This is a genomic window from Halomonas sp. LBP4 (assembly GCF_003202205.1).
GTDB classification, from domain to species: domain Bacteria; phylum Pseudomonadota; class Gammaproteobacteria; order Pseudomonadales; family Halomonadaceae; genus Halomonas; species Halomonas flagellata.
In genome coordinates this window covers 76,824-100,171 of the sequence record NZ_PDOG01000005.1, presented here as the reverse complement: position 1 = coordinate 100,171, position 23,348 = coordinate 76,824, and the positions used below count along the sequence as shown (strand labels likewise).

At 60.9% G+C, this 23,348-nt stretch carries 21 protein-coding genes; 2 read left to right on the top strand and 19 right to left on the bottom strand.

Annotated elements, in window-relative coordinates; all coding sequences use genetic code 11:
- Positions 1 to 39: 39 nt before the first annotated feature.
- The 10 genes from CR157_RS16815 to CR157_RS16770 form a co-directional block, all read right to left on the bottom strand.
- Entirely contained in the window at positions 40 to 642 is a 603-nt protein-coding gene (locus CR157_RS16815) for a hypothetical protein (RefSeq protein ID WP_110284693.1), read from the bottom strand.
- A 349-nt stretch (positions 643 to 991) separates the two neighbouring features.
- Complete coding sequence (locus tag CR157_RS16810; protein ID WP_258364212.1) at positions 992 to 2,950, bottom strand: VWA domain-containing protein; 1,959 nt, start codon at positions 2,948 to 2,950, stop codon at positions 992 to 994.
- Between the two features lie 66 nt (positions 2,951 to 3,016).
- On the bottom strand, positions 3,017 to 3,670 hold the full coding sequence (locus tag CR157_RS16805) for a hypothetical protein (protein WP_110284692.1): 654 nt from the start codon (positions 3,668 to 3,670) through the stop codon (positions 3,017 to 3,019).
- A gap of 110 nt (positions 3,671 to 3,780) precedes the next feature.
- Positions 3,781 to 5,193, bottom strand: a complete 1,413-nt coding sequence (locus CR157_RS16800) for a DUF3150 domain-containing protein (RefSeq protein WP_110284691.1) — start codon at positions 5,191 to 5,193, stop codon at positions 3,781 to 3,783.
- 225 nt (positions 5,194 to 5,418) lie between these two features.
- Positions 5,419 to 6,432, bottom strand: a complete 1,014-nt coding sequence (locus tag CR157_RS16795; RefSeq protein WP_110284690.1) for a YqaJ viral recombinase family nuclease — start codon at positions 6,430 to 6,432, stop codon at positions 5,419 to 5,421.
- A 67-nt stretch (positions 6,433 to 6,499) separates the two neighbouring features.
- Positions 6,500 to 7,537, bottom strand: coding sequence for a phage recombination protein Bet (gene bet, locus CR157_RS23230; RefSeq protein WP_110284689.1), 1,038 nt, complete (start codon positions 7,535 to 7,537; stop codon positions 6,500 to 6,502).
- Between the two features lie 113 nt (positions 7,538 to 7,650).
- Positions 7,651 to 8,232 carry a hypothetical protein gene (locus tag CR157_RS16785; protein WP_110284688.1) on the bottom strand — a complete coding sequence of 194 codons (582 nt, stop codon included), beginning with the start codon at positions 8,230 to 8,232 and terminating at the stop codon, positions 7,651 to 7,653.
- Positions 8,233 to 8,426: 194 nt separating this feature from the next.
- Positions 8,427 to 9,440: an AAA family ATPase gene (locus tag CR157_RS16780; RefSeq protein WP_219999966.1), complete on the bottom strand. Its 1,014-nt coding sequence runs from the start codon at positions 9,438 to 9,440 to the stop codon at positions 8,427 to 8,429.
- 281 nt (positions 9,441 to 9,721) lie between these two features.
- On the bottom strand, positions 9,722 to 9,922 hold the full coding sequence (locus tag CR157_RS16775) for a hypothetical protein (RefSeq protein ID WP_110284686.1): 201 nt from the start codon (positions 9,920 to 9,922) through the stop codon (positions 9,722 to 9,724).
- Positions 9,923 to 10,169: 247 nt separating this feature from the next.
- Entirely contained in the window at positions 10,170 to 10,568 is a 399-nt protein-coding gene (locus CR157_RS16770) for a hypothetical protein (RefSeq protein WP_110284685.1), read from the bottom strand.
- A 538-nt stretch (positions 10,569 to 11,106) separates the two neighbouring features.
- On the opposite strand from CR157_RS16770, the gene CR157_RS16765 reads away from it, so the two are divergent.
- The gene (locus CR157_RS16765) at positions 11,107 to 11,910 is read left to right on the top strand and encodes an AcaB family transcriptional regulator (protein ID WP_110284684.1); all 804 of its coding nucleotides are present in this window, start codon (positions 11,107 to 11,109) and stop codon (positions 11,908 to 11,910) included.
- 170 nt (positions 11,911 to 12,080) lie between these two features.
- Positions 12,081 to 12,932 (top strand): hypothetical protein, encoded by an 852-nt coding sequence (locus CR157_RS16760; protein ID WP_110284683.1) that lies wholly within the window; start codon positions 12,081 to 12,083, stop codon positions 12,930 to 12,932.
- A 38-nt stretch (positions 12,933 to 12,970) separates the two neighbouring features.
- Here CR157_RS16760 and traN read toward each other — a convergent pair whose 3' ends face one another.
- The 9 genes from traN to CR157_RS16715 are packed head-to-tail and all read right to left on the bottom strand — an operon-like array spanning position 12,971 to position 23,220.
- Positions 12,971 to 15,769 carry a conjugal transfer mating pair stabilization protein TraN gene (traN, locus tag CR157_RS16755; RefSeq protein ID WP_110284682.1) on the bottom strand — a complete coding sequence of 933 codons (2,799 nt, stop codon included), beginning with the start codon at positions 15,767 to 15,769 and terminating at the stop codon, positions 12,971 to 12,973.
- A complete protein-coding gene (locus CR157_RS16750; RefSeq protein WP_110284681.1) occupies positions 15,766 to 16,272 on the bottom strand; it encodes a DUF2726 domain-containing protein in 507 nt (168 codons plus the stop codon). The genes traN and CR157_RS16750 overlap by 4 nt, the downstream gene beginning before the upstream one ends.
- A 9-nt stretch (positions 16,273 to 16,281) precedes the next feature.
- Positions 16,282 to 17,298 (bottom strand): TraU family protein, encoded by a 1,017-nt coding sequence (locus tag CR157_RS16745; protein ID WP_110284680.1) that lies wholly within the window; start codon positions 17,296 to 17,298, stop codon positions 16,282 to 16,284.
- Complete coding sequence (locus CR157_RS16740; protein WP_110284679.1) at positions 17,295 to 17,966, bottom strand: EAL domain-containing protein; 672 nt, start codon at positions 17,964 to 17,966, stop codon at positions 17,295 to 17,297. Before CR157_RS16740 ends, CR157_RS16745 begins: the two co-directional genes overlap by 4 nt.
- Positions 17,966 to 19,216 carry a TrbC family F-type conjugative pilus assembly protein gene (locus tag CR157_RS16735; RefSeq protein WP_181422093.1) on the bottom strand — a complete coding sequence of 417 codons (1,251 nt, stop codon included), beginning with the start codon at positions 19,214 to 19,216 and terminating at the stop codon, positions 17,966 to 17,968. The genes CR157_RS16740 and CR157_RS16735 overlap by 1 nt, the downstream gene beginning before the upstream one ends.
- Complete coding sequence (locus tag CR157_RS16730; RefSeq protein ID WP_110284678.1) at positions 19,191 to 19,703, bottom strand: S26 family signal peptidase; 513 nt, start codon at positions 19,701 to 19,703, stop codon at positions 19,191 to 19,193. Before CR157_RS16730 ends, CR157_RS16735 begins: the two co-directional genes overlap by 26 nt.
- On the bottom strand, positions 19,696 to 20,064 hold the full coding sequence (locus CR157_RS16725; protein ID WP_146218710.1) for a hypothetical protein: 369 nt from the start codon (positions 20,062 to 20,064) through the stop codon (positions 19,696 to 19,698). Before CR157_RS16725 ends, CR157_RS16730 begins: the two co-directional genes overlap by 8 nt.
- Positions 20,057 to 22,504: a type IV secretion system protein TraC gene (gene traC / locus CR157_RS16720; RefSeq protein ID WP_110284676.1), complete on the bottom strand. Its 2,448-nt coding sequence runs from the start codon at positions 22,502 to 22,504 to the stop codon at positions 20,057 to 20,059. The genes CR157_RS16725 and traC overlap by 8 nt, the downstream gene beginning before the upstream one ends.
- Positions 22,504 to 23,220, bottom strand: coding sequence for a DsbC family protein (locus CR157_RS16715; protein ID WP_181422092.1), 717 nt, complete (start codon positions 23,218 to 23,220; stop codon positions 22,504 to 22,506). Before CR157_RS16715 ends, traC begins: the two co-directional genes overlap by 1 nt.
- Positions 23,221 to 23,348 lie beyond the last annotated feature (128 nt).

The following is a 23,348-nucleotide window of genomic DNA, read 5'->3' as shown; positions in this document are numbered from 1 at the left end:
TACCCCGGAGGGTAGGGCCCTCCGAGGGTCAAGCAGCGATCACGCTGCCTTGCTGTGGCGCTCCACCAGGAACGCCTCGAGACGCTCCGACAGCGATCCGTGCTGCGCACAGTGGCTGCCGTCACGGCTTTCGGCCTTCAGCGCATCCTCGGCCAGGCCCAGAACTTGCTGCATGACCGCATAGGTACGCTCAGCCTCACCGATGGCTCCTGAGAGCATCTCGGCCTTGACCCGAGTGCGCAGCCCCTTGATGCCAGTCTCGAAAAGCTCAATGGCTTGCCGAGGGTCCGTCACGCGCCCGTTGCTCTCGAATGAGGCGAAGGGCGCGATGGCACTGGCGTAGGCCAGGGTCTCGAGCTCGGTCTCGCAGCGTGGCATGGCGCATTCCAGCACCAGCCAGTGGCCTTGAAGATCGCTCGGGGCGCCGGGATAGCCGACGAGTTCTGCCAGCTCGCTGGCCTCGTCTTCGCCTGACGCCACGAAATCGACCACCAGGCCTTCCGAGGGTCCGAAGAGGTTATCCAGCACATCGTACTGATCGACGACCTCCAGCAGCGTTGCCGCGCCGACGGTCAGGCACATGATCGGGAACGGCGTCAGTGCGCCATGGACGAGTATCGGTGCGGGGGTGAATGCAGACATGGGTGTGCTCCTTGGTCGTGGCCAGGCGCACGCCCTCCCTGACGGGAAGGTGCCCGCCAGGCTGGGGAACTGCTCAAGCGCCAGCTGGCGCCCGCAGTGGGTTGGGAAAAATGCTGATTGTTTTGACAGTGGCCAGCGCTTCCACTGATCGCTCTCCAGAGGAGAGAGAATCCAGGGTTGCCGTTGCCGGCTCTCGACAACCGGCAATGGCAACCCAAGACATCATGACTCTAGCTCGTCGTCGACCCGATGACACGCTGCCGACGTGCCCTCCAAGGGCGCGAGAAAAGAGAGGCTGCCCCCCGCTTGCGCGGGGAACAGCCTGATCGCCACTCGGGCGGAACACCCATCAGGCAGCCAATTCTGCCGTCAGGGTCTGCTCCATCAGCCGGAACAGGGTCTTCTGCAGATCCTCGACCTGGTCGATCACCACGTGGTTCGAGACGAACCTCGCGATGGCACCGGACACGACGCCAATCCCGATGACCTCAACGCCGCTAGCGGTGCAAAGATCGATCACCGCCTGGGTGGCTTCCGGCTCATCCGGGTCGCCATCCGTCACGATGATCAGCATCTTGCGCTCCTCCTTCGTCTGAACCAGCTCGAAGGCGGAGTACCAGAGCGCTTCTGCCATGGGCGTGGTACCCGTCGGCGCGAAGGTGAACTTGCCCGCGTTGGGCGCCACCCTCTCACCATGCCGTACTGCGCTGAACACCGGCTGGTGTCCGTCGCCCCCGAAGTAGGTGACTGCCGGGTTGACCCCGTTGATCGCCTCCAACGCCATGCCGATCGCCATGGCCGCCTTGCTGGCCACCTGGTACATGCGATCGCCACAGTCGGCCTGACGGTTCATCGATCCGCTGGCATCCACCAGGAGGTGGACCGCGGTGTTCGGACGCCGCTTGGTCGTGTTGCGCTGGAACACTCGGGTATCGCCGGACTGCAGGCGATGAAGACGACTGGCATCGACCCGCTTGCCGTGGCGAACGGTGCGCCGGGCCACCCGTTGGCTGGCCTGCACCATCCCCTGCAGCTGAGTGCGGATACGACTGGTGGTGCGCTTCACCTCATCGCGCATCGCATTCCCGGCAGCGTCTCGAGAGACGATGTCGGTCGCTTCGCGCACGGTGCGGTAGCTCGCATCACCCTCACGTCGTGCGACACCATCCAGCTCCTCACGGAGCGACTGATGGGCATCGCCGATGTGGTCGCCGTCTCCTGCCGCAAGCACCTGCTGCAGGACCTGAGCAGCATCGTCGCCAGATGGGGCATCCTTTGCCCCGGCGCCGCGGCTGCCTGCCGGCTGCGAACTCGCATCATCCCCTTTCGAGGCGTCCGCTTGACCGTCCTGCCCCTGGTCATCGCCAGAGGCCTGCTGGCCGTTCGCATCATCTCCATCCCCCTCATTGGCGCCAGCACCTCGCTGTTGCGAAGCGTCGTCACCCTGAGAGGCATCGTCACCGCCCTTCCCAGCCTGACCATCCTGATCATCGGCGTCGTCACCCTGCTGGCCATTACCGCCGGCCTTCTGGCTGTCGTCGCCGCCATCCTGATCACCCTGATCATCCTGACCGGGTGACCCAGAGCCCTGGGAAGCGCTGTCATCAGGATCACCGCCGCCGGCCTGTTGCTGCGCCTGCTGCGAATCACCTTGATCGCCCTGCTGCTGTTGCTCCCGCTCCTTCTCCGCTTCCTCCTGAATCATCTTCAGGATTTCACGGGCCAGGTGCATCGCCTCAGCCGTGTTGCTCAGGGCCGGCACCTTGCGCAGAAGCGCATGGAGCCGTACTTGCACCCCCCTCGGGAACTTCCTCTCGAACACCACGCGGGTGGCCTCGAGGATGTCCGAGATGGCGTCCTGCCCCACCACCCGGCATTGCAGGTGGTAGAGACAGAAACCCTCCAGGATGGAGGCCGCCGGGGAGTCATCGTTGGGGATCTGGTAATGGCCAGCCGCAGCCATGTACCGCGCCACCTCGTTCAAGGAACGGGCGGTACCGGGATAGATCGCGATCATCTCGCGCTCGATCCGGGCATCCTCGACGATGTTGAGCAGGTGCTTCAGCGTTCCCATGCCCATGTCCACCGAGAAGTCGGTGAACCGGATGTGGGCCGCCTCATGCGCCAGGTAACCCCACAGGGCATCCTTGTGGGGCCAGTCTTCAGGAATGTTGGGTACCACGATGCTCTTGCCATCGGTGTACGCCATGTCCTGACCGATCTTGACCTTCACACCGAACTTGCGCCCGTAGGCGGCAGCCACGATGGGAAGGGCATTCTCGATGGTACGTCGCTTCATGGGTTTCATGGTGGTGCTCCTGCATCAAAGGCGGGACAGGCCACCCCCCGGAGGGGTGTGGTGCCCCTCAAGGGTTTAGAAATAGAAGCTCGGGAGTCCGACCAACCGGTTCTCGAACGGATCGGCAACCGGCCGGGGCTTCGGCTCCATCTCTTCATCCAGGGCGTCTCCGAACCTATCGGAAAAGCGCTGGTCGTCGGGATAGTACCGATTCCCGACTCCATCCACTGCCGACGGCAGCGACAGCACATGTCCCACGACCGGGGCCAGCCAGCGAATGACCGGTTCCCAGTGCTCCCTGCGGCCGTCCGAGGAGATCTCGAAACAACCCGGGGCTTCGTGGTGGATGAGGATCAGTGCCGTGACCACGAACCAGTCGTAGGGCTTGCACTCGGTATTGCAGTGCATCCACTCCTGGTTATTGGGGTCGAGCACGTTGGGCAGGATGAAGGTTTCCGCATCGAGGTCCAGCAGCCGGGACCCGTTGATCCAGACGGCCTCACCCTCGAAGTCATCCCCCTGCCCGGTGACGAACAGCTTGTCTGCCTCCTGGACCCCCTGCTGCCCCGTGCCGGAGCACAGGACCAACGGCCGGTCCTTGTACATCCCTCCGGCACTAGTCGAGCTGTCCGGGAGGTTGTTGAAGGCGAGTTTCAGCTTGCTCTTGAAGGCGGCCCACTGCTCCTCGGGAACAGAGGCCTTCTGGGTGTAGTAGTGCACGTAGCGCATGGCACGTCTCCAAGGCGTGCGAGGCCACGTCCCCAGGCGGGAACGGCGCCCCGCCTGGGTGGCAAGAAAGGTGATGACTGCGCCACCCGAAGGTGGCGCGTGAACGGGCCTTACCAGGCCCAGTCGTCGTCATCATCCAGCTCCGGGACCGGGACCGGTTCAGGAGCGGGAGCCGCCTGCATCGGCATGGCCGGTGCAGTTGGCTGGACAGGCGCCGGGGCCGGCGTGGGGAGCGCGACTGCGCTGCTCTCGACCGCTTCCTCCTCTGCGTCGGGCGCAGGGGATTGGTCGGTCTCGAAATCAGCGAAGAAGCGATCCATCGACGCCTGGAGCGCCTCGGGTGAGGCATCCAGCGCCGGCTCGGCTTCCGTCACAGGCATGGTTGGCTCTGCCTCCTGGGCGGGAGCCTCGGACGCCACCTCCTTCTCATCGCTGTCGCGATGCGAGCTTGGCGACTCCGCCTGTTGCGGTGCTTCCACCGGGCTTGAACCCTGTGCCGGCTGGTCCGGCGACTGAGGCTGAGCATCAGCGCCAGCAACGTCGGGGACAGACGGTTCGGGGGTCGGCTCGGTAGCTGTGGGGGCCGGTGCAACATCGGCAGCAGACGGGGCCGGAGCCTGGTCTGCAGCGAGGCTGCTGGGATCGGGCGCCATGTCCTGCACCTGGACGGTGCCGTTGGCATAGCCCTCGATCTTTTGCCGGTCACAGCAGATCAACACTGCCGCCACCACCTGGTACAGGTAGGGCGCCAGGATGCGTCCTCCAGAGGCATACGTCGCGTACCCCTTGATCGTCTCGTTCAGCAGACGGGCAAGCGGGTCGAACGCTGCGTTGAGGAAGGACAGACCATCCACCTTGTCGTACAGCTTCTGAAGGGTCGGCCGCGTGGAGGTCAACAATTCTGACGCACCGCGAAGCTTCTCTTCGTAGAAGGTATTGGCCTCCTTGACGATCTCCGAGAAGAGATCATTGCCAAGGCTTTCCACCTGCCGGCCGAGCTGTTGCTCGGAGGCAGCGCCGGCGGGCCGGATGTGATAGACCGCGTAATCGAACCCGATCCGCTTCTCCACCACGCTACGGGGCATCGCGCCTGCGCGGATGATGTCCTCGTAGCCCGGGTTGTCGGCAATCCACGCCTCAACGGCGGTGTCGTACTGCGTCAGGAAGGTCTGGCGGACCTTCTCGAACTCGTCCTTGATCTGGTCGAGCTGCTTCATGATGGTATCCAGCCTCTCGGCCGGTACCGCCCATCCGCTCATGAAAGGCAGGCCATAGTGCGCCAGCACGCGGCGAGCCTTGGTCTTGAGACGAGAGAAGCCCTTGAGGCGAGCGGGGTCGCAGATCTTCTTGCTACCCAACAGCGCCAGCTTCTCCGGAGGAATTTCACCCCCGACACCCAACTTCAGGTCCTTCGGATCAAGACGGGTTTGGCCGCTCCAGATATCGAAGTCGGCATGGATCACGCACACCTGGTCCAGATGCTGGATCTGAGACGCGGTAGTGGTAGTAGAGGGAGAGATCATGGTGGTGCTCCTTAACGAAAGAAGCCCACCAGATGCACCTGCCCTGTCGGGTGGTGGCACCCGATGGGCTAGGTCATGGAAGGGATATTGCTGATTGTTTAGTTGAACGTGGCCAGCGCTACCACGTTTTTCGCTCTCCAGAGGAGAGGAAACCTTTTTCCAGAATCGCCTCAGCGGCGAAGCGGTTCTGGAAAAAGGCGAGCATTGCTCGCCCCTTCCTTGAAGTTACCAGAAACAAGAGTCCACGTCTTCTATTGCCTCGTCAAGTGGCGCGAGCGCCTCTTCATCGACGATGTTGCGTGGCGCCAGCGACTCCGTGACGGTGACACGGTAGCGCTCTGACGGCGGGCTCCGGTACTGCTCTACATCACCCTCCTGGAGGTTGCCGGCTTGCTCGTTGAGCAGCCGGGAGTAGTTGATACGTCCCTTGGCCTTGTAGCGGGTCACCATCACGCCGGCGTAGTCGGCGTAGAAGTATTCCCCCATCAAGTCCTTGAGACGGTCCAGATGCGGTGCCTGATGGCCCTTGAGCACCTTGATGCGTGCCTCGAGCTCATCCAGCTCCGTCTGATAAGAGCGATACTGCTCCGCGGCGTAGATCCACTCCTTCGCCACGTCCCCCTCGGGGATGAACAGGTCGCGCTCCGGGTCCTTGGGTGGCTCCTTGTGGTCGAGCACCTGCCGCCAGAACTCGGCGGCAGCCTGGATCAGCTTCCTGAGCAGCAGCTCGTTCAGCTTGATCTCGAAGACCTCAAGGCCATGCTGCTGATGCCAGAACACCAGCCAGCCACGCTTGGCCCCTGTCACCAACATCTGGTGCTGGACCTGGCAGTAGTAGAGCTTGAACGCTCGGCTCTGCCGGCCGTCGGCCATCACTTCGGCCCACACCTTATCGCTGGGGCACTTCAACTCCACCGGCTCGTTGGCTGAGTTCAAGCCGTCCAGTGAGGCCCTCATCAGAGGGTGCACGGATGACTCGACACAGACCGGGAACACGATGTCGTCGGCATGCTCCTCGTACGCCTTGCGGGCAAGCGCCTCGTTCTCTCTCCCCCGGCGAACCAGAGGATTGAGGCTGAGATCGACTTCCCGGGCGAAGCCGGACTTTTCGGCCCACAAGCGCCAGCGCGTCTTGTAGGGCGAGCGGTCCAGCAGGATGGCCGCGTCAGTGGCGGTGATGCCGCCTTTGCGCCATGCCAACCAGGCATCATCGCCTTGGATCAGATCGACGATCTTCATGTAGCCCTCCTCTCTGGATCAGAGGGCAGAGCCCCGCCGTCAGGCGGGAGCTCCACCCGGGGCGGGGTCAGAAACCAACGCCATCCTCATCATCGAAGCGATCCTCGGGGCGAGGAAACTCATCGTGACCAGGGGCGTGGTGCTTGGCCGGTTCAGCAGGTGCCGCTTGCTGTTCCGGTGTGGCAGAACCCTGCGGCGCCGTGGCGTCCTGGGGTTCCTGGGGAGGTTGGTCCGCCTGCGTGGCGGCCTTGGCTTGCTCGAGGCGAGACAGGGCATACGCCTTCTGCTCGGCACTCGGGAAGCTCTCCCGGACCCACTGCTCTGCCGGCGTCCAGTTGTTCAGCTGTTGGGAACGCTGGATGGCCTTCTGGAGCATGGGCTCGATCGCCGCCTTCTCTGGATCAGTGAGCTCACGAAGCGGGGCCTCGTCCTGCTCGCTGCCCTGGGGGCGCTGGAAGCTATGACTACCCTGTTGGGTCACGTCGACCTCGCCGCCGACGATGCGCTCTGCCTCGTCGTTGTCGTAGATCCCCGTGAAGCCAAAGGCCAGGCGAGAGCACTGGATCATCGCCTTGTGGCGATGGAACCGCTTGATGTGCGTCTGCCACGGCCCGATCTTGGTGTAGCCATTCTTCACGAAGGGTTCGCGGTACACCTCGTCGAGGTATTCGCGGACCCGGATCGGGCGGTCGATGTCCTTTCGGTACATCACGCACTCGATCCACACGTGGCCATCTACCTTGGCGCCGGGCATCTTCACCATCTCGTCGGAATAGACGAACTCCATCCCCGCGTACTGGGGGTGGTTGTTGATGATGCGTGCCCAACCGTCGACCCCAACCACCGGCACGATGCCGTTCTGCTGGTCAGGGAAGGCGTAGATTTCCTTCGTGAAGGGGTTCAGCTGGTACTGGTCGGCCACGATCATGAGCATCACCATCTGCTCGTTGGTCGGGGCTGAGCCATCACGCTGCTTGAAGACGGTGGTCTTCAGCGTGTCCAGCAGGACCTTCTCTTCGATCTCGAATCGCTCGGCGAAACGGGTCAGCAGCTTGCGCTTCTCGTTCTGAGCGGCGGGATGCTGGTGGACAGTTGCATTGCTCATGGCAGTCTCCTCATGCAGAGAGCGGAGACACCATGCCCCGAGGGGCGTGGTGTCCCCTGGGGGAAGCCGCTACCGGGTGGTAGCGGCTAGCAGGTCACGACCGAAGCCGTTGGTTAGAAGTAGGCATCCATCTCGGCACAGCCGATGGCATCGTAATCCAGCATGGGAGCCACAAGGCCCAGGGCCACGGCATCCTCACGCATGGTCGGTGCATCGAACTGATACGCCTCGATGAACGGCTGGAGGGATTCCCAGTTGGTGAGGTTGAACAGATCAAGCTGCGCATCGCAGATCTCGATCGTATCGCCCTCGCTGGTGTTGAACTCCTCACGCCACCGCTTCTGCAGGAACAACAGCACCAGGAGCGGCCTGTGGCCGGCTGCTGCCGTGAACGATCCACCACCCTCAAGGGTGTCGGGGTTCACTTCGTTATCCTGCATCTTGCGATCGACAACGATGCGGGCCGACCCGGTGTCCATCAGGACGTTGGGGAGATACCCGTCAGCATCGTTGTTCTCAACGTCAGGGGCATCCTGGACGTGTTTGAAGCCCAGCCGCTTGGCTGCGTCAACGAACACACCGCGAATGAACCCCTTCCTGAGCGGGATGACGGACTGATCCTTGGGGGGATGCAGCAGCCAGCTCCACTCTGCCATGCCCGGCTGGGCATTCATTTCCTGTGCAACGTCACTCATATCAACCTCACGTCATCTGCGTTTACCACCTGCCCACTTGGATCGCGGCGGTGATGAGATGGGAAGAATGGTCTCGGTGCCAGGGGTCGTGAGACACCCAGCACTTCCGGGACACACGTTCAGGCCGGAAGCCTGGGTGGAAGGCCACGCCGAGCACCGAAGTGCCCAGCGTGTACCGGGGGCAGGCCAGGGCCTTAATCGTCCCCCTGATCGCCGTCCACCCATTGGTCGCCGAAGGTATCGCTCGCGATGCGAACGATGGCCTCCTTCTCCTCAGGGCGGGCCCGGCGCAGCAGGGCTTGATCAAGGGCATAGGCCAGCGCGTTGCGCTCCCCTTGGGGGTTGACCGCCTTGTGGAACCGGATCGAGAGCTTGGCCCAGCGAACCAGTGTCCGAGTCGACATCGTGATAGCGATCTCGCCACCCATGCCCTCCTCGCCCTTGAACAGGCGACGGATTTCATTGGCAACGCTGATCATGCGATCACGAAGGTTCTCGGGCAGCCTCCCCGCCACAGCGGCGAGGATCTTGGCTTCTACCTCCGGCTTGGCATAGTCCACTTCCACGATGCGGTAGCGGTCCATGGCAGCCAGGTTCTGCATGGCGATGCCCTGGTAAAGCCCAGTGGCGTCACCATTGCCGACCGAGTTGCCGGTCACCACCACCCGGAACATCGGATGGGGCTTGATGACCTCGCCGGCGTTCTGGGGGATGACCAGGGGCCGCCCTTCCAGCACGTCGTTGAGGCCGGACAACTCGCCGGGGTCCATCATGTCCACCTCGTTCAGGAGGAGGATGTGTCCTTCACGCATGGCCACCGCGAGGGGGCCGTGCTGGAAGGTCATGACAGGCGTCTCTCCGGGGACACGGGACATCAGGGTGTGATGACCAATGAGGTCGGTCACTTCCATCCGGCCGTGGCAGGTCACCTGCTGGACCGGCCAGTTGAGCCTGGCGGCCACCTCGCAGATCCCGGAGGTCTTGCCTGAGCCCGTCGGACCAGTGACATACAGCGCGTCACCGGACGGGTCTCGCAGAAAGGCCAAGAGCTCCCGGAGGAACACTCGGCGGAACGCATAACCGTCGCTCTTGGCGGGGATATGCGGGTTGCTGGCATCGGCAAAGCCGAGCGCCATCACCTTGGCCGGAACTTCGAGGCCAAACGTGGTGGCAACGGGGAACTCCTGGTAAGGGGCTGAAACGGTCATGGGTAGATCTCCAGTCAAGTTGGCCTTGAGCCGAGAGACACCCATCCCCTTGCGGGAGTGGGCTCCCGGCAAGGGCAGGTAAGGTCAGACGAAAGTTGCTGCTTGTTTCGGGAGGCCAGCGCTACCTCCTTCTGCGATGCCGAAGCATCACGAGAATCGGATGTCCGAGTGGTGCTGTTATGACGGGACAACACCGCTTGGGCATACGACCATCGGGCCCGCTTGGGCCGGTGTCGCAAGGGAACAGCAGAGGGGGCGATGCCCCCTCCGTGTCCACCACATCATGATCTGCGCAGACTCTCCTCACGGCGACCGTTCTGGATGCGACGAATGCGACGCTCCCAGAGGGCATAGGAGATTTTCCGAGCCGCGAGGCGTGCCACCCATACCAGGGCTGAACCCACCAGCAGCATCAGGATGCTGTTCATGGCCAGCCAGGCAAGGATGTCCATCTCTACGTAGATACGAGTCAAGCGTTCCATGGGAAGTGCTCCAAGCAAGGCAGGGAGCACTCCCCATCACGGGAAGTGCTCCCCGTGAGGGTTGAAAACGGCCAGAGGCCAAAGGTCAGTCCGCGGTTGCCCAGGCGTAGCTGAAGGCAGCGCCAGACAGGGATGCGATGCTGATACCGAACAACAACGTCGGCAGTAGATCCATGGGAGCGATCTCCTGGTTGAGAGGACACCGCCCCCTGCCGGGAGAAGTGTCCCGGCGTGGGTCAGTCAAGCATCAGAAGGACAGCACGACACCCTTCCGCTGGTAGGCGGGAGCTTCGTACTGGTCCCAGCAGCTGCCGAGATCGACAGGTGCTGCTGCTTCCTCAGGCTGCTGCTTCCTCTGACAGGCCAGGGCCTGCAGCGAAGCGACACAGCGCAGAGACGCCACATTGGCAGCATTGGCTACCGTGTGGTGAACACCGGAGCGACGCGCCGCAGAGGCTGCGGTGAAGACGCCCTTGGAGACACCGGCGTAAACGGCCGGGGTCGACTTAGCAATGCCCTTGGCAATGACAGGGATGGCCTGTCGTGCCGTCTTGACCAGCAGCTTGACGGTGAGCCACAGGATGGCTGCACACAGAATCAGACCACCGATCAGGATTTGCAGGGTGAATGCTTCAACGTTGCTCATGAGAGATTCCTCATCAATAGGCGGAGGGCACCCCCATGTAGGGAGTGGGCCTCCCTAGTGGGTAGGTAATGACCTCAGACGAGTCCGAGGGTCTGGCAAGGGTGCACCGGAACGAACTCACCGAAGCGAGAACGAGCAGGTACCGGACACAACAGCGCCACAACCAGATGGCTGAGGGGTGCTGAGCGAACCACGGGGGGGTAACGACCTGAACAACGGGCCGCCGGGAGGTGGGCGTGAGACGCACCACTTCTCGGTACACGACGACACCACGAGGGTGACATCGCAGGGATCTCGCCGGAGCGAGAGGTGCCACAGGGTGTGGCGGGGAAAATTGCTGATTGTTTGGGAAGGCCAGCGCTACCTTCAGGTGCAAGCCGCAGAGCGACTTAACACCCCCAATATAAACCATCATCCAGGGGGTGACACCCCTCTCGTCGTGCCCTTAAAGGGCGTTTCCCGACAGGGGGCGATGGTTGACACGGGGGTATGGTGGCAAGGCGTTTACCAAAAACCTGTCACAATGGATGGATTCGCCATGACTGACACCGCCGTCGCTCAGAGCCCCAGCGCTCAAGCCGCTGCACAAACCACTGCCCCCGCCCGGGGGAAGTCCCAGAAGTCCGAGCCGAAGCCGGTCTACTCGCGCCCGGTCTTCAAGCAGAACCTCACCGTCTACACCCTGCAGGCACAGCGCGTGGTCGAGCGCTCCCTGACTCGGGTCAGCTACAGCCTGTTCTCTCTGGACGTGATCCTGCAGATCATCGGCGTCCGCGAGCAGGTCGACGAAGTGTCCCAGATCGTCCAGGGCCACATCGCCAAGGCTGACGAGCAGCTGGAGGAGAAGATCCAGCAGATGGACGTGCTGTTCACGCAGCATGAGATCCAGGACGTGCCGAGCTACACCAACCCGATCAGCCTCGACGTCGAGATCACCTCCCCCCAGGTGGCCCAGTTCCTGCGGCTCGTACGCAAGCTCGACAGCCTGATGGCCAAGATCGACAGCCTGTGGCTGCACGGCCTGCTGACCAGCAAGCAGCGCACCCAGGCCGGCCTCGAGTGGCAGCAGCTGCTCAACCGCCTGGCCTCCCGCATCATCGGGGTCGAGAAGCGTGCCCGCGTGGCCGCCCACAACCAGGGCAAGCACGAGGAGGTGGACGCCGCCGCGCCGTATCGACATGACAGCGAGGTGGATGGCGACATCGACGACGAGGATGATGCCAAGGAAGCGGATAAGCCCGCCGCTGGCGCCAAGAAGGCCCCGGACACCAAGACCGGCAAGACCGAGGAGAAGGCTGACGATGCCACCAAGGCCACGGCCGAAGTGGCGTCGAGCACCTGATAGCCCGTCACGACGATTCATAGCCCCTCGCCCACCGCGGTCGAAGGGGCTTTTTTGGGCCTGATTTTCCTCCCATATCGAAGGCTTGCGTAATCGCGTCGATCGGTAGAATGGAACCAGAAGAACACACCAACACGCCCCGCCGGGGGCAAAAACAAGGGGACGAGACGATGAAGACTCTCACCAAGCTGACCGGGATTGCCCTGCTGGCGACCACCATAGCCGGCTGTGCCACCACCGCCACGACCACGAGGTACAGCGAGGACAACAGCCGCGCCTACAACCTGGCTCAGGCGGGTGGACTGTACAAGGCACGTGATACCGCACTGGGCGACGAGGAATACAGCTCGGCGATGACCAACATCACCAACGCCTTCAGCGACGCGGCCCTGTTCAACAGCTCTGCGGGCCTGGGGCTCTCCGGCGGGACCTCGCTGGGCCTAGGGCTTGCTGGCGCCCTGTTTGCAGCACCGGGGCACATGGAACGTGATAGCGCTTTTGCCTTCGTCCCGGTGACGGAAGCGAACAATCGTGATGAAGCCAACGATATTCTGCACACTCGGTTTTTCGAAGCAGTACAGCAGTCCGCCGCGGATCTCGGCTTCTCCGTAGACTACACCGACAAGACCATCAAACACGACGCAATTGCAAACCGTACTGGCACGACACTAGCTTTAGTCAATGAGCAACGCGGCTGCTACTCATACGAATCGGCAGCAACAGTGGAGCAGCTGTGCATAGTGTCACTTCTTGTCCCCCCGTCGAGAAATCAGGCTAAGCCAACACCGCAGGCTGTGGGATTAGATGTTGAATCCTTCTCATATCCAGCGACTAACCATAACAGTTCCATGCGATATGTTTTCAAGGCTCAAGAGTCGGCAGATATATCCTCTATCGCTGTAGCGGCAAAGATTTCCGCCAACATGCCGTCATGGTTCTACATTTATCTGTCACCGACAGAGAATCAACCGCCCATGATCCTTGAAAGAGGTGAACCTCAGCTGTTTATCAAGACAATCTAACCAAAGATTCGGCCGGATCTCGTCCGGCCATTCCCATATTATTTCAGTCGCATTTCATCCCGGCTGTTCGCTCGAAAGGCATCGATATCCGTATCTTCAAAGCGACCCAGCGTCCTCTCGATAGCATCATTTCGATTTCCATCGATATCCAAATGCGAACCTGCCCCTGTAATCGAGCTCAAATCAAAATCCTGAGCCCCTTTGTAAAGTCCCTGCGACTGAAGAATCCCCAGCCATTCATCCAAGTTCACCAGATCCCAATCTACCTGATCCAACTGCGCAACTGGAATTCCACCGCATTCTGGATTTTCTGGTGTTCCCCAGCTCATGTCGAGCTGCTTCCTAACTTGCTCTTGCATAATACGGGACAGAGGTGAGTTGTATGAACAATAGGATTCACGCTTTTCAACACAATAACCCAAGACCTTAGTCTTACAATAAGAACCAATATAGTGGGCGGACTTGAGTTCACGCTTAGCGTTTAACTCAAACTCTTCCTCTTCACATTTCCATATAAGCTGGATAACTAGCATTGAGACAACATATATCTGGTAGGCCAACATAATATTCCCAAGCATAGCCGCCCCAGCCTCGCCAAGAAGCTGCTGAGAAAACGACTCTGCACCCTCGCTGGCTGCAGCCGATGCGGCCTCATCCATTGCGATATCCTCTGCTGCTCCCATAATCGTCTCAGCCGTCATCTCAGCCAATTTATCCTTCAAAGGCTGAACAGCATCCAGTATGGCATCTTGCACTGTACCTTTGAGTGTGTCGAAAGCCCCGGTGGCGCTTTCAAGACGAGAGGTAAAGGGAGATGTGATAGTTGACCAGCTATCAGTCACAGGTTGCCGAAGATGATTATAAGCCCCAGCAATACTTGAAAATTTATCGGTCTGTTCAAGACCCATAATGGCGGAGTCGATTTTGGGTGTCATCATAATGAGTGTTAGGTAATCTTTTAATGAGACACCCTGCGGTTTCTCACAGCAGTCTACCGTTCCGCTGACAGCTTTTTTGCATTCCTCCGGATCACCTTTAAAAATCGTACAGGCCTGTCCGGTTTGACCCTCCTCGCAGGTCATGTCCGAGATCATATGCTGTGCGGCATTCATCATCGCAGTGGCCCGGGCGAAGTCCTGGCTCTGCTCAGGCTGGAAGTCGAAGCACTCGCTACCCATGCAGCGGATCGGGCCGGCGCAGGTATACTCGCCTTCCTTCTCTAGGGTGGGAATTTCGTAGCTCTCACCGCAGTCCCAGGTCTCGTCGTGGACGTAACAGGTCCCCTTCGACCCTTCTGCCCCATCGACGCACTCGGATTTCACGAAGCCGCATTGGGGGTCGTTCTCGTACTGAGCGCACTCCTCGATCGCTTCGCCACTGGATACGCACTGGGTATCACCGTACTGATCGGTCCAGCACGTCTCGGTGCCCTGATCGTAGTCACAGGTGAGCGGTGTAACGTCGACGCGAGCCGCCAGGCGGTCAACATCGGGGATCGGTGGCGCCGTCAGCTGCTTGTAGATCGGGTCACCGGGGCAGACATAGAAACCATCGATGTCGACACAGTCCCGAGGGTTCGTCGGGTACTGGGAGTAGGAGCCATCACAGAACTCTTCCAAAGTCGCTATAGCATCGTCGATGCACTGGTCCGGTGCCCAGTAGTCGTAGACCACGGTGAAGAACTGGGCGAGCCGCATGAAGGTGCGGCTGTCGAAGGTGTCATCGACATGAGTGCCGTACCAGCTCTTCGTGTAGTTGTTGTGGAAGACGTACAGGTCGATGCCCTTGGCCACCAGGTTCTGTACCGCTGGTGACGAGCTCCCCCAGTCATCGTCGTTACCAATAATGACGATGACCTTGTGAACCTCAGGATCAGAGCGCCAGTTGAAATTCTGAGCGGTCCAGTTGATCACGTTCCATGAGCTGGTCTGCCCACCCTCGGTGACCACGCCATTTATCCAGTTCTGGAAGGCATTGATGTCGTAAGTCAGTTTACGGTGCATGGTCAGGTGGTTGTCGTTGCGCATGGCAACGCCGCCGACCCGCAGGTTGGAGCTGCGCCCCTGGCTGAGAAGGGTGGCGAAGTTGCTCACACCTTCGCGCAATGCGGCGATCTCGGAGTCCATGGACGCTGAGCGGTCGATGATGAACACCAGGTCCGTCGGCTCGGTGTCGATCTCGATATGGTGGGTGATGGTGCAGTCGCCTTCCGGCTTGTTGCGGCGAATGCACTGGTTGTAGTCGGGGACGTGTGCCTCGAATGATGACTCCTTCATCTGCTCGTCGACGCTGCAGTCCGAGAACCCCTCGGTCACCAGGTCGATGTTCTCGTAGGTGTCCCGGCTGGCGTTGAGCATTGGGTCGTTGGAAAAATCCGGCCGCGACTGCTCACCCGCCTTGTGGATGACCTCATAGGCCATGCCCTGGATGGAGGTTGGGCCGCCCGGCTGACTGACCTCCGATCGCATACCCGAGAGCGCCGTCCCCCCGATGGCATTCAGGCCCGGGTCTGATGATGCTTCTGACTTGAGGTTTCCCTCCGGCTGGGCGTGAGGGAAGTTCGAGCTCCCTCCCTCCTCGCTCTGGGCGTCCGGGAACAGCTCGTTGAGGGAGACGTCTCCCCCACCCGGGAACGTTACCTTGCCATTGTCATAGCTGCCGATGTCGCTTGGTGCAATGGTTTCGCCGTAGCTCTGGCCCTCATTGGCATGCCTGGCGGTGTCCGCCGAACTCGGCAGGGGGCCGACAGACTGCGCGAAAGCGGCCATGGGCATGTAGAACATCAGCATGACCATCACGCAGGCGATGGCACGATAGAACTTTCCGTGGCGGGTCATGCGAAACCTCCTTGAGAGCGAGCCGCAGCGATGGCCTGAAGGACAGAACGCCTCAAGCCGTGGATGTCATACCCACGGCGCTGGACGGGATACCTGAGAAGTGGCAAACCGGCTTTCTCAAAGGCGCCGTTGACGAAGCGATCACGGCGCCGGCGGTCACCGCGGAAGTGAGAACGGTCGTCCAGTTCGATACCGCAGAGGATGGTGCCGTTGTCACGATCACAGATGATGAAGTCGATATGCTTGGAGCTGATGCGCGTGAAGGCTCGCCACCACCCCCTGGACTGGGACTTGCGCCCATGTACCGTCAGCACATCGGCGATGCGAACCTTGGCCATGATCAGGTAGCTGCCACCGATCGCCCGATCCAGGTTCTGATAGAAGTGCCACTCTGCATTGGAGAACAGCCGCTTCTGAGCCTTGTAGGGGTACCGCGACCCCCAGTAGGCCACCCCCACCACGATGGCGAAGAGCAGCCCGGCGGCGACCCATAGCTCCGTCATATCCGCACCTCACCAGTTGCAGCAGTCATTCCAGCGCCAGATCGTGTAGATGGGGTCGTTGCCGATGCCCGGGATAGTCCTGCCCAGCCCCCAGCGCAGCGTGGACTCGCCGATCACATGAGCACGCTCGGTTTCCGGCAGTGGGTAGATCAGGCTGAACTTGTACTGGCTCTTGGGCAGAGTCGGACGAATGTGGCCACCGCCGCACATGGCCGAGGTGCCCATGGTCTGCCACGCAAGGCCACGGCGATGAAGGGCGGCCATGACACGGGTCTTGAGCAGGCTGCTGGTGCGCATCACGTCGTCACCCCCCGTCTGGTGTCCCGAGATCGGGTAGATGGCTCCCCACGCGCCCGCGCACCAGAACATCGAGGTCAGCGGGCGTCCGGCAGTAGATGACACGGCATCGGCGGTGCAGGCAGCGGCGGCGATCGGGTTAGCTACGGCGGCGGCTTCAGGGTTGGTGAAGAAGGCTAGCTCGGAGTTGTTCCAGGTAGGATCGAGCTCACTGAGGTACATCAGGTCCAGATCGGTATAGCCGTCCGCGTTGCACTTGCCGGAGACGAACATGTCCATGATCAGCATCAGCGGAAAGGCGTAGTAGTGATAGTGCATGAAGGCACCGTCACCACCGTCATAGTCGGTGCCGCCGTGCATGCCCTGGAACGTGCGATCCATCGGGAACTGGGTGCCGTTGAGCACCGAGGAACAACCCGGCACGCGCTGAAACTCGACCAGACGAGCAGGCTCCCAGAAAGAGGTGACCACGCCCGGGTGGGGAACGCCATTGTTGTCCTGGCAGGCGCAAACCTGGCGATCCGCAGCACCTTCGGGAACCATGTTGCTGCTGCCTCCCAGGGGCACGCCGGCGACCCGAATGGGGAACAGGCAATTCCAGCACACGTCGGTCACGAGCTTGGGGCCGATCAGGTTGGAATTTGAGCAGCCGGGATCGGCGGCAAGTGCGCTGTTGGCGCCCAAGCCACAGCCGAACGCGAGGAGAGCCCCGCAGAGAAGTCGTTTCATGCCTCCCCCACCTTGCGTACGTTGTAATCGATGGCGACCGCCTGAGGGCGGCCGTAGTGGTACCCCTGGTGCAGGTCGACGCCGCTGGCCCGGGCCGCATCATTGGACGACTCGATGCGCTCGACCACCTGTTGAATGCCTCGGCGTCGGCAGAAGGTCATGGCTTCCTGGGTCGCTGGTGCGTCGAGGCTCGCGCATTCGAACTTACAGATGGCCCAGGGGTAACCCTTGAGCCGGTCCAAGGAGGCAAAGCGGGCACCGAAGTCATCGAGGGCAATGCCATGGCTGAGGGCGGCGAGCTTCGGCCAGCGCCGGTCAAGCAGGTCGTCGTCGACAAACTCACTGACCTCAAGAGTCACCGGTGTCTGGTCTGCGGCCTGGAAGGCATCGAAGTCTTCCAGCCAGGCCTCGAAATCATCGTCGTTCGCGAGAGTCTCAGCGGAGAGATTGATGAACAGAGGGGAATTTCGACGGTTGCCCAGGCGGGTCCAATCACGGAGATGCTTTAGCATCTCGCGATCCAAGGCGGCCCACTGACCATCCCTCAGCGCATCGTAGGGACCCCGCAGCCCGTTTGGCCCGGGGAAGCGGGCCAGCGCTTCGTATGCTCTGTGCGAACGTGTCTTCCCACAGACGATCGGTTGCAGTGCAAGCAGGCTGCTGGTCATCACACGTCCTCCCAGGTGAGCTCCCGCACGATAAAGTCCTCACCATCACTGGTGATCACCGATGGCGTGTACTCGAGGGCAAAGCGCTCCTTGACGTCCGGCGTGAGCAGATAGATCGGAGCATCGAAGGTGTCGGAGACCGCGGTGTAGCTGTTCCAGCCCTCGTCGGCGTCAAGCTCGGTGGCAATGAAGGTCATCCGCGCCACGCCAGGCTGACTGGCAATGTCGGGCAGCGCCTCCTGGACCAGCTCCATTTCACGAGGGTCGGTGGCGTTCATCACCACAATGGCCTGGGTGAAGGGAACAGAGTCGAGAGGGTTTATGATCCGGCCCTGCTCGGCGATGACCTCGCCGTTGGGTCCGATGATGTCTTCAAGGACCTGGACCCTGGGGTCAAGACGACGGGTCCGTGAGCGTGTGGCCGGCGGCAGCCATTCGAATTCCTGGTTGGTCCAGAATCGCTCAAGGGCCTGTTCCCGCTTCCGGTCCCAGTCAATGGCCATGACGCGTTCTTTCATCACCTCGACCAGGTCACGCTCGCCAATCTCGGCTACCGGCCCACGCGTTCCGAGGTCGCCGCTCTCGCCCAGTTCAATCTGACGTTCCAGCCATGCAGGGTCTGAGAGGCCCGTGACACGTGCCACGACATCTCGGTCATTACCATCCACGGTGGTGCGCTGTTCGAGCCTTACAATGGTCGGGACGACTGAAACGTCATGGTCCTGGAACAGGGTAGGATCGAGGACGATGTTGGGTATGGGGTCATACTGCAGCGCCAGTTCCTGAAGGAAACGGACCCCCTCAGCGATCTCCATGTCATCGGGGATGCCTCGAAACGCGACGACCATCTGCTCGTCCAGAGAGGCCAGTTCGAGAATGTCCTCCAACCCTTCCTGCTCGAGGGAGAACGAGGCAAAGATCAGGGTGCTGTAGTTAGCGTAGCGTTTCCCTTCCGGGGATTGCTGAGCATCCATGGCCTTCAGAGTGGGGTTGGTGCGACGCAGGTCGGCGAAGAACTGCTTCGCGTCATCTTCAGCGCGTTCGTAGTTGTCAGGAAACAGCGACTCTTGGCCCATCCGGTCCTGGGCCTGCTCGATGACCTTCTCTCCCTGCTCGACCCAGGCGAGATCTTCGTCCGTGAGCGGGTTTGCGGCACCTCGCTCGCCGGCACCAACGGACAGCGAGGTGCATGCCAGGAGCATGGCCGCAGCCAGGCGAGACGGCTTAAATGATCGGGCGTGCTTGTCCAATGATCTGCTCCTCGGAGACGGTTCCCCAGTAACGGGAGTCGAAGCTGTATGGCGTTTCACCCATGAACCAGTAAGCGCCCTCGTCGAGCACCGTCTCACCAGCGAAGTCGGCAGGGGTACCTCCCACCTCCTCGGCTAGGATCAGGCCCTGACCGATGAGCTTGTCATTGACGAACACATCTCCTTGTTCGGTGACACGAATGTGGTCTCCAGGAACCCCTCGAAGGATCTTGACCATCTGCGTCCCTTCTTCGAAGTACGGCTCCACGCCCTGGGCGGAAAAGGCGTAGATGTTCCCGGGCTGGAGGTCCCGGTCGTGGCGATCCACGAGAAACAGGCTGTAGTCGCCAATGCACTTCACCTCCTGGGTATCCAAGCCGAAGTGGTAGCGACTGGCAAAGGTGTACCCAGTGGTCAGGATGAGGGCAGCCACGACCCCCATCTTGGCGACGAAGCGTGGCGTTGACTGGTGCTGGCGCTTACTCATCACCGCCCTCCTCGCTCAGGAGATACTCGGGAGAAACGCGCAGCGAGTTCGGTGCGCCAAGCACCGCATCTGCGGACAGCACCAGGTAGCCGGCCTCCTGGAGACTGATGATTCTCTGGTTCAGGTTGATGATCAGGGCCTCCATCTCCTCGTCCGTCGCATCACTCGGGAAGCTCGCGAAGACCTGGTCGTAATCGACGATCAGCGCCGGAGGCGGTACATCGCTACTGGTGGCCTCCACGTCACTGAGGCGCTGATGGAGGAAGAACCCCATGACCAGGATCGCGGCAAGGGCGAAGAGGGTGAACAGCGTCATCCCACCGGGGCCACGCTGGGCGGTGGCTTTGATCGTGTCAGTCATGGGCAAGCCCCCTATCACGCAGCACTTGGTTGATGGCATCAGGGACCGGCATACCCTGCCGGCTATACCGGGCAATATCGTTGACGTCGACGGGATCTGTGGAATAGAGAAGCTTCTGGAACTCACCCACGATCAGGCGGCCAACGCCCATGCCACTCTTGGATTTGACGAAGATTTCCGAGTACACGCCGGCCACAGTGTGAACGGAACGCAGCATGTTGAACCCGCCCTCGGACAGCGTCAGGCGGCCGCTACGGCGTACCGACTCGACGGTTTCCTCGGTCTGGCCGAGCAGATGCATGGAAGCCGAGTTCTCGGCGATAGCGCGGCCTACAGCATTCTCGTAGAGGTCATTGATACTCTGGGTGGCGATGATCATGCTGCCGCCATACTTCCGGAACTTGCGATAGGCGTGCTCGATGAATACCGACACCTCGCCCTCTTTGAGCAGGTCCCAGGCCTCATCGATGAACACGATCTTCTTCTTGTCCCTTTCGCCCAGGAAGACCTCTTGCTGGATCTGGTAGATCAGCTGCAGCAGTACCACTTGGCGCAGATGCTTGCGACCCTGAAGCTCGTCCAGCTCGAGAACAGTGAACTGGTTCTTGAACTTCACGTTGTTGTCGTGGGCGAAATACTTGCCGTAGCTGCCCTTCGTGGTGAACACGAAGAGCTGGGCACCGATATCGCGTACACGCTGATCGCTCGACTCGAGGCAACGCTCCGCAATATGGTCCACCTTCAGCTTCTGCTCGTGCTCGAGCCAGAGCTGGGACATGACCTGCTTCAATGAGGCGATCTGGAACTCATCCAGCTGGCCTTTCGCCGAAGCCATGGCACTGACCAGGGAGACCAGGGCGTCTTCCTCGTCCTCGTAGTTCTGGATCAACTCGAAGGGACTCAGGCAGATGTCAGCACCGTCTGAGAATTGGAGGAAGTCGCCATCCAGAACCGAGCAGAGGTTCTGGTAGGACTTGCCCGCATCGATCACCCATACCTGGGCTCCCTCAGAGAGATAGGAAAGCAGGAGTTCGTTGGCCCAGAATGATTTGCCCGAGCCGGACTCGGCCGCTATCACCAGGTTCTTATTGGTGTTCGAGTCATGAAGCGACATCGACATCAGCTGGCCGTTGCGCGACAGAAGTCCGGCGTGGAAGGTGCCGGTGCCCTTCCACTCGCCAAAGATCGGCAGCAGGACCGTTGCCTGCTCGCTGGTCATTGTCTTGTAGCGGTTCAGGTCTCGCACTGCCGCCCGGTCGGTGCACATCGGCAGGCAGTTGATGAACATCGGCAGGTTGACGAACTTGTCCTCCAGCAGCGAGAACCGATTTTCCCGCCAGTAGCCTGCCAGCGATGTGGCTGCGGCCTGTGCACGCTTTTCCGTCGGGGCAAAGATGACGGCGGAGTAGCTGATCTGCAGCGGTGTCGCTCCATCATTGATGGAGTCATAGAGGATGTCGAAACTGCCCTTCTTCTCGGCCAGGATGGGGACGAACTTCAGCAGCGGGCCATAGGCCTGATTGATGGTGAACTTCCGCTTCTGCTCCAGCTTATCCTTGGTCTTTTGAGGGACCGGGTAGAAGACGTTGGTCACCACCATATAGTTCTCACGAACCGAGGAGGTGCCACCTGAGATATCGCCCACGTAGGACAGCGCATTGCCGAAGTAGAACATCGGCGGGAGCTTCTTTGCGCTCATCACCTTGACGTGATAGTCACCGAGCGTCAGCTTATCCTTCGTCACGGTGATGTCCGTGCCGTAGTCGAAGACCTGATCGCACAGCGGCTTGTCTTCATCCCAGCCATCCGGCCCAGACCGCCACGACGCACCCGGACCCCAGTTCAGCATGGTGCCCATGACCCGAACGAAGCCTTTCGCCGTCATGGGCTGAGGGTTGGTACCAATGGTCTTGAGCGCCGACTCGATCTTGGTGCGCAGGTGCACCATTTCATCGATCTCGTCGTTATCCGGCTTGTGATTACGAATCGGGCACTTGCAGGTGATGATCAGCTTGAGGTCCTGTACCAGACCGTTGTCGAAGACCCCCTTGTTGGATGCTGAGTGCAGGTTCTCCATGGTGTGCTTACGCAGGAACTCGGCACGCTCCTCGACCACCTTGCTAAGCAACGGATGCTTGAAACCATCTCTCAGGGTCAACATGTTGTTGAGCTTGTTGGTTACATCGGGCGACCGGAACATGATGAACTGAAGCGTTGTCTCGGACGGAAACTGCTGGTTCAGCAGGCCCGAGACGCGCTCCTGGATCTTCTCATCGCCGTAGGTCAGCGGTTCGCACAGAAAAGCGAACCCCAGCGTCTGGTCATCGTTCAGGAACAGCTGGTTGGTCGGATCGTAAGCCAGGACGGGGATCAGCGACCCGGCACGCATCTCCTTGGAGATCAGCTTGTCGCGACGACCTTGGTTGATGACGACTTCCATCAGCCCTCCTCCCCGGCATAGAGCCAATCCGCGAAATTCGACGGGCGGCCACGGTTGACCCGCCCATCGTCGGCTATGACGAAGGGAACCCCGTCGACACCCAGCAGTTCTGCCGTCATCAGGGTGCGTTCATAGCCAGTGGTGTCGCAGTCGGCGACAGTGGCCATGGTGTCGATGGTGCCGTTCAGTAGCGCATCCACGCCTTGAGCATCTTTCTCCTCTGCGCAGTACAGCTGCTTCGCCAGCTCGTGAGAGCGGTCACCGAGTGCCGGGACAACTACGAGTTCGAAGGTGAAGTCGTCGGCGTATTGCTTGGCTTCCTGGGTCAGTGCGTGGCAATGCTCGCAGAGCGGGTCGGTAAATATGGTCACCGTGCGCTCGCCGGTGCCGAACGACACCGTATTGAGGTTCGCGGTGTCGATCTGCAGACCATCCAGATGGATTCGGGTGGCGGCGTCCTGGATCTGGCTCATGGTATCCAGCGAGCCACCTTTCCAGAGGTCGTAGATCTCACCGACAATCACGAAGCGACCATTGCTCGAGGTGAAAAATACCTGTCCGCCGTTGTCGACCGCACTCATGCCCGTGATCGGAAGCTCGACAACACCGCGGATGTCCAGGTCGGAGAAGTTGAAGTCTTCGAAGTTCGTTTGCGCCATGACCGGGCCTGCCACCACGCTTCCGGCCAGTAGTGCAGAGGTGAGTAGTGCTCGCATCAGATACCCCATCGAGGGAGGACGTTGGAATGGGGCTCAGCATATCCCCGAGGCAAGCAACCACCCCTGCCCCGAGATGCCCTTGAGGGGCACGACGAGGAGGTAGTCACAAAAAAGCCCGGCACGAA

Excerpts from the sequence above, each read along its gene's own strand:
- CR157_RS16815 (WP_110284693.1), bottom strand. The coding sequence starts at position 642 with ATGTCTGCATTCACCCCCGCACCGATACTCGTCCATGGCGCACTGACG.
- CR157_RS16810 (WP_258364212.1), bottom strand. The coding sequence starts at position 2,950 with ATGAAACCCATGAAGCGACGTACCATCGAGAATGCCCTTCCCATCGTG.
- CR157_RS16805 (WP_110284692.1), bottom strand. The coding sequence starts at position 3,670 with ATGCGCTACGTGCACTACTACACCCAGAAGGCCTCTGTTCCCGAGGAG.
- CR157_RS16800 (WP_110284691.1), bottom strand. The coding sequence starts at position 5,193 with ATGATCTCTCCCTCTACTACCACTACCGCGTCTCAGATCCAGCATCTG.
- CR157_RS16795 (WP_110284690.1), bottom strand. The coding sequence starts at position 6,432 with ATGAAGATCGTCGATCTGATCCAAGGCGATGATGCCTGGTTGGCATGG.
- bet (WP_110284689.1), bottom strand. The coding sequence starts at position 7,537 with ATGAGCAATGCAACTGTCCACCAGCATCCCGCCGCTCAGAACGAGAAG.
- CR157_RS16785 (WP_110284688.1), bottom strand. The coding sequence starts at position 8,232 with ATGAGTGACGTTGCACAGGAAATGAATGCCCAGCCGGGCATGGCAGAG.
- CR157_RS16780 (WP_219999966.1), bottom strand. The coding sequence starts at position 9,440 with ATGACCGTTTCAGCCCCTTACCAGGAGTTCCCCGTTGCCACCACGTTT.
- CR157_RS16775 (WP_110284686.1), bottom strand. The coding sequence starts at position 9,922 with ATGGAACGCTTGACTCGTATCTACGTAGAGATGGACATCCTTGCCTGG.
- CR157_RS16770 (WP_110284685.1), bottom strand. The coding sequence starts at position 10,568 with ATGAGCAACGTTGAAGCATTCACCCTGCAAATCCTGATCGGTGGTCTG.
- CR157_RS16765 (WP_110284684.1), top strand. The coding sequence starts at position 11,107 with ATGACTGACACCGCCGTCGCTCAGAGCCCCAGCGCTCAAGCCGCTGCA.
- CR157_RS16760 (WP_110284683.1), top strand. The coding sequence starts at position 12,081 with ATGAAGACTCTCACCAAGCTGACCGGGATTGCCCTGCTGGCGACCACC.
- traN (WP_110284682.1), bottom strand. The coding sequence starts at position 15,769 with ATGACCCGCCACGGAAAGTTCTATCGTGCCATCGCCTGCGTGATGGTC.
- CR157_RS16750 (WP_110284681.1), bottom strand. The coding sequence starts at position 16,272 with ATGACGGAGCTATGGGTCGCCGCCGGGCTGCTCTTCGCCATCGTGGTG.
- CR157_RS16745 (WP_110284680.1), bottom strand. The coding sequence starts at position 17,298 with ATGAAACGACTTCTCTGCGGGGCTCTCCTCGCGTTCGGCTGTGGCTTG.
- CR157_RS16740 (WP_110284679.1), bottom strand. The coding sequence starts at position 17,966 with ATGACCAGCAGCCTGCTTGCACTGCAACCGATCGTCTGTGGGAAGACA.
- CR157_RS16730 (WP_110284678.1), bottom strand. The coding sequence starts at position 19,703 with ATGAGTAAGCGCCAGCACCAGTCAACGCCACGCTTCGTCGCCAAGATG.
- CR157_RS16725 (WP_146218710.1), bottom strand. The coding sequence starts at position 20,064 with ATGACTGACACGATCAAAGCCACCGCCCAGCGTGGCCCCGGTGGGATG.
- traC (WP_110284676.1), bottom strand. The coding sequence starts at position 22,504 with ATGGAAGTCGTCATCAACCAAGGTCGTCGCGACAAGCTGATCTCCAAG.
- CR157_RS16715 (WP_181422092.1), bottom strand. The coding sequence starts at position 23,220 with ATGCGAGCACTACTCACCTCTGCACTACTGGCCGGAAGCGTGGTGGCA.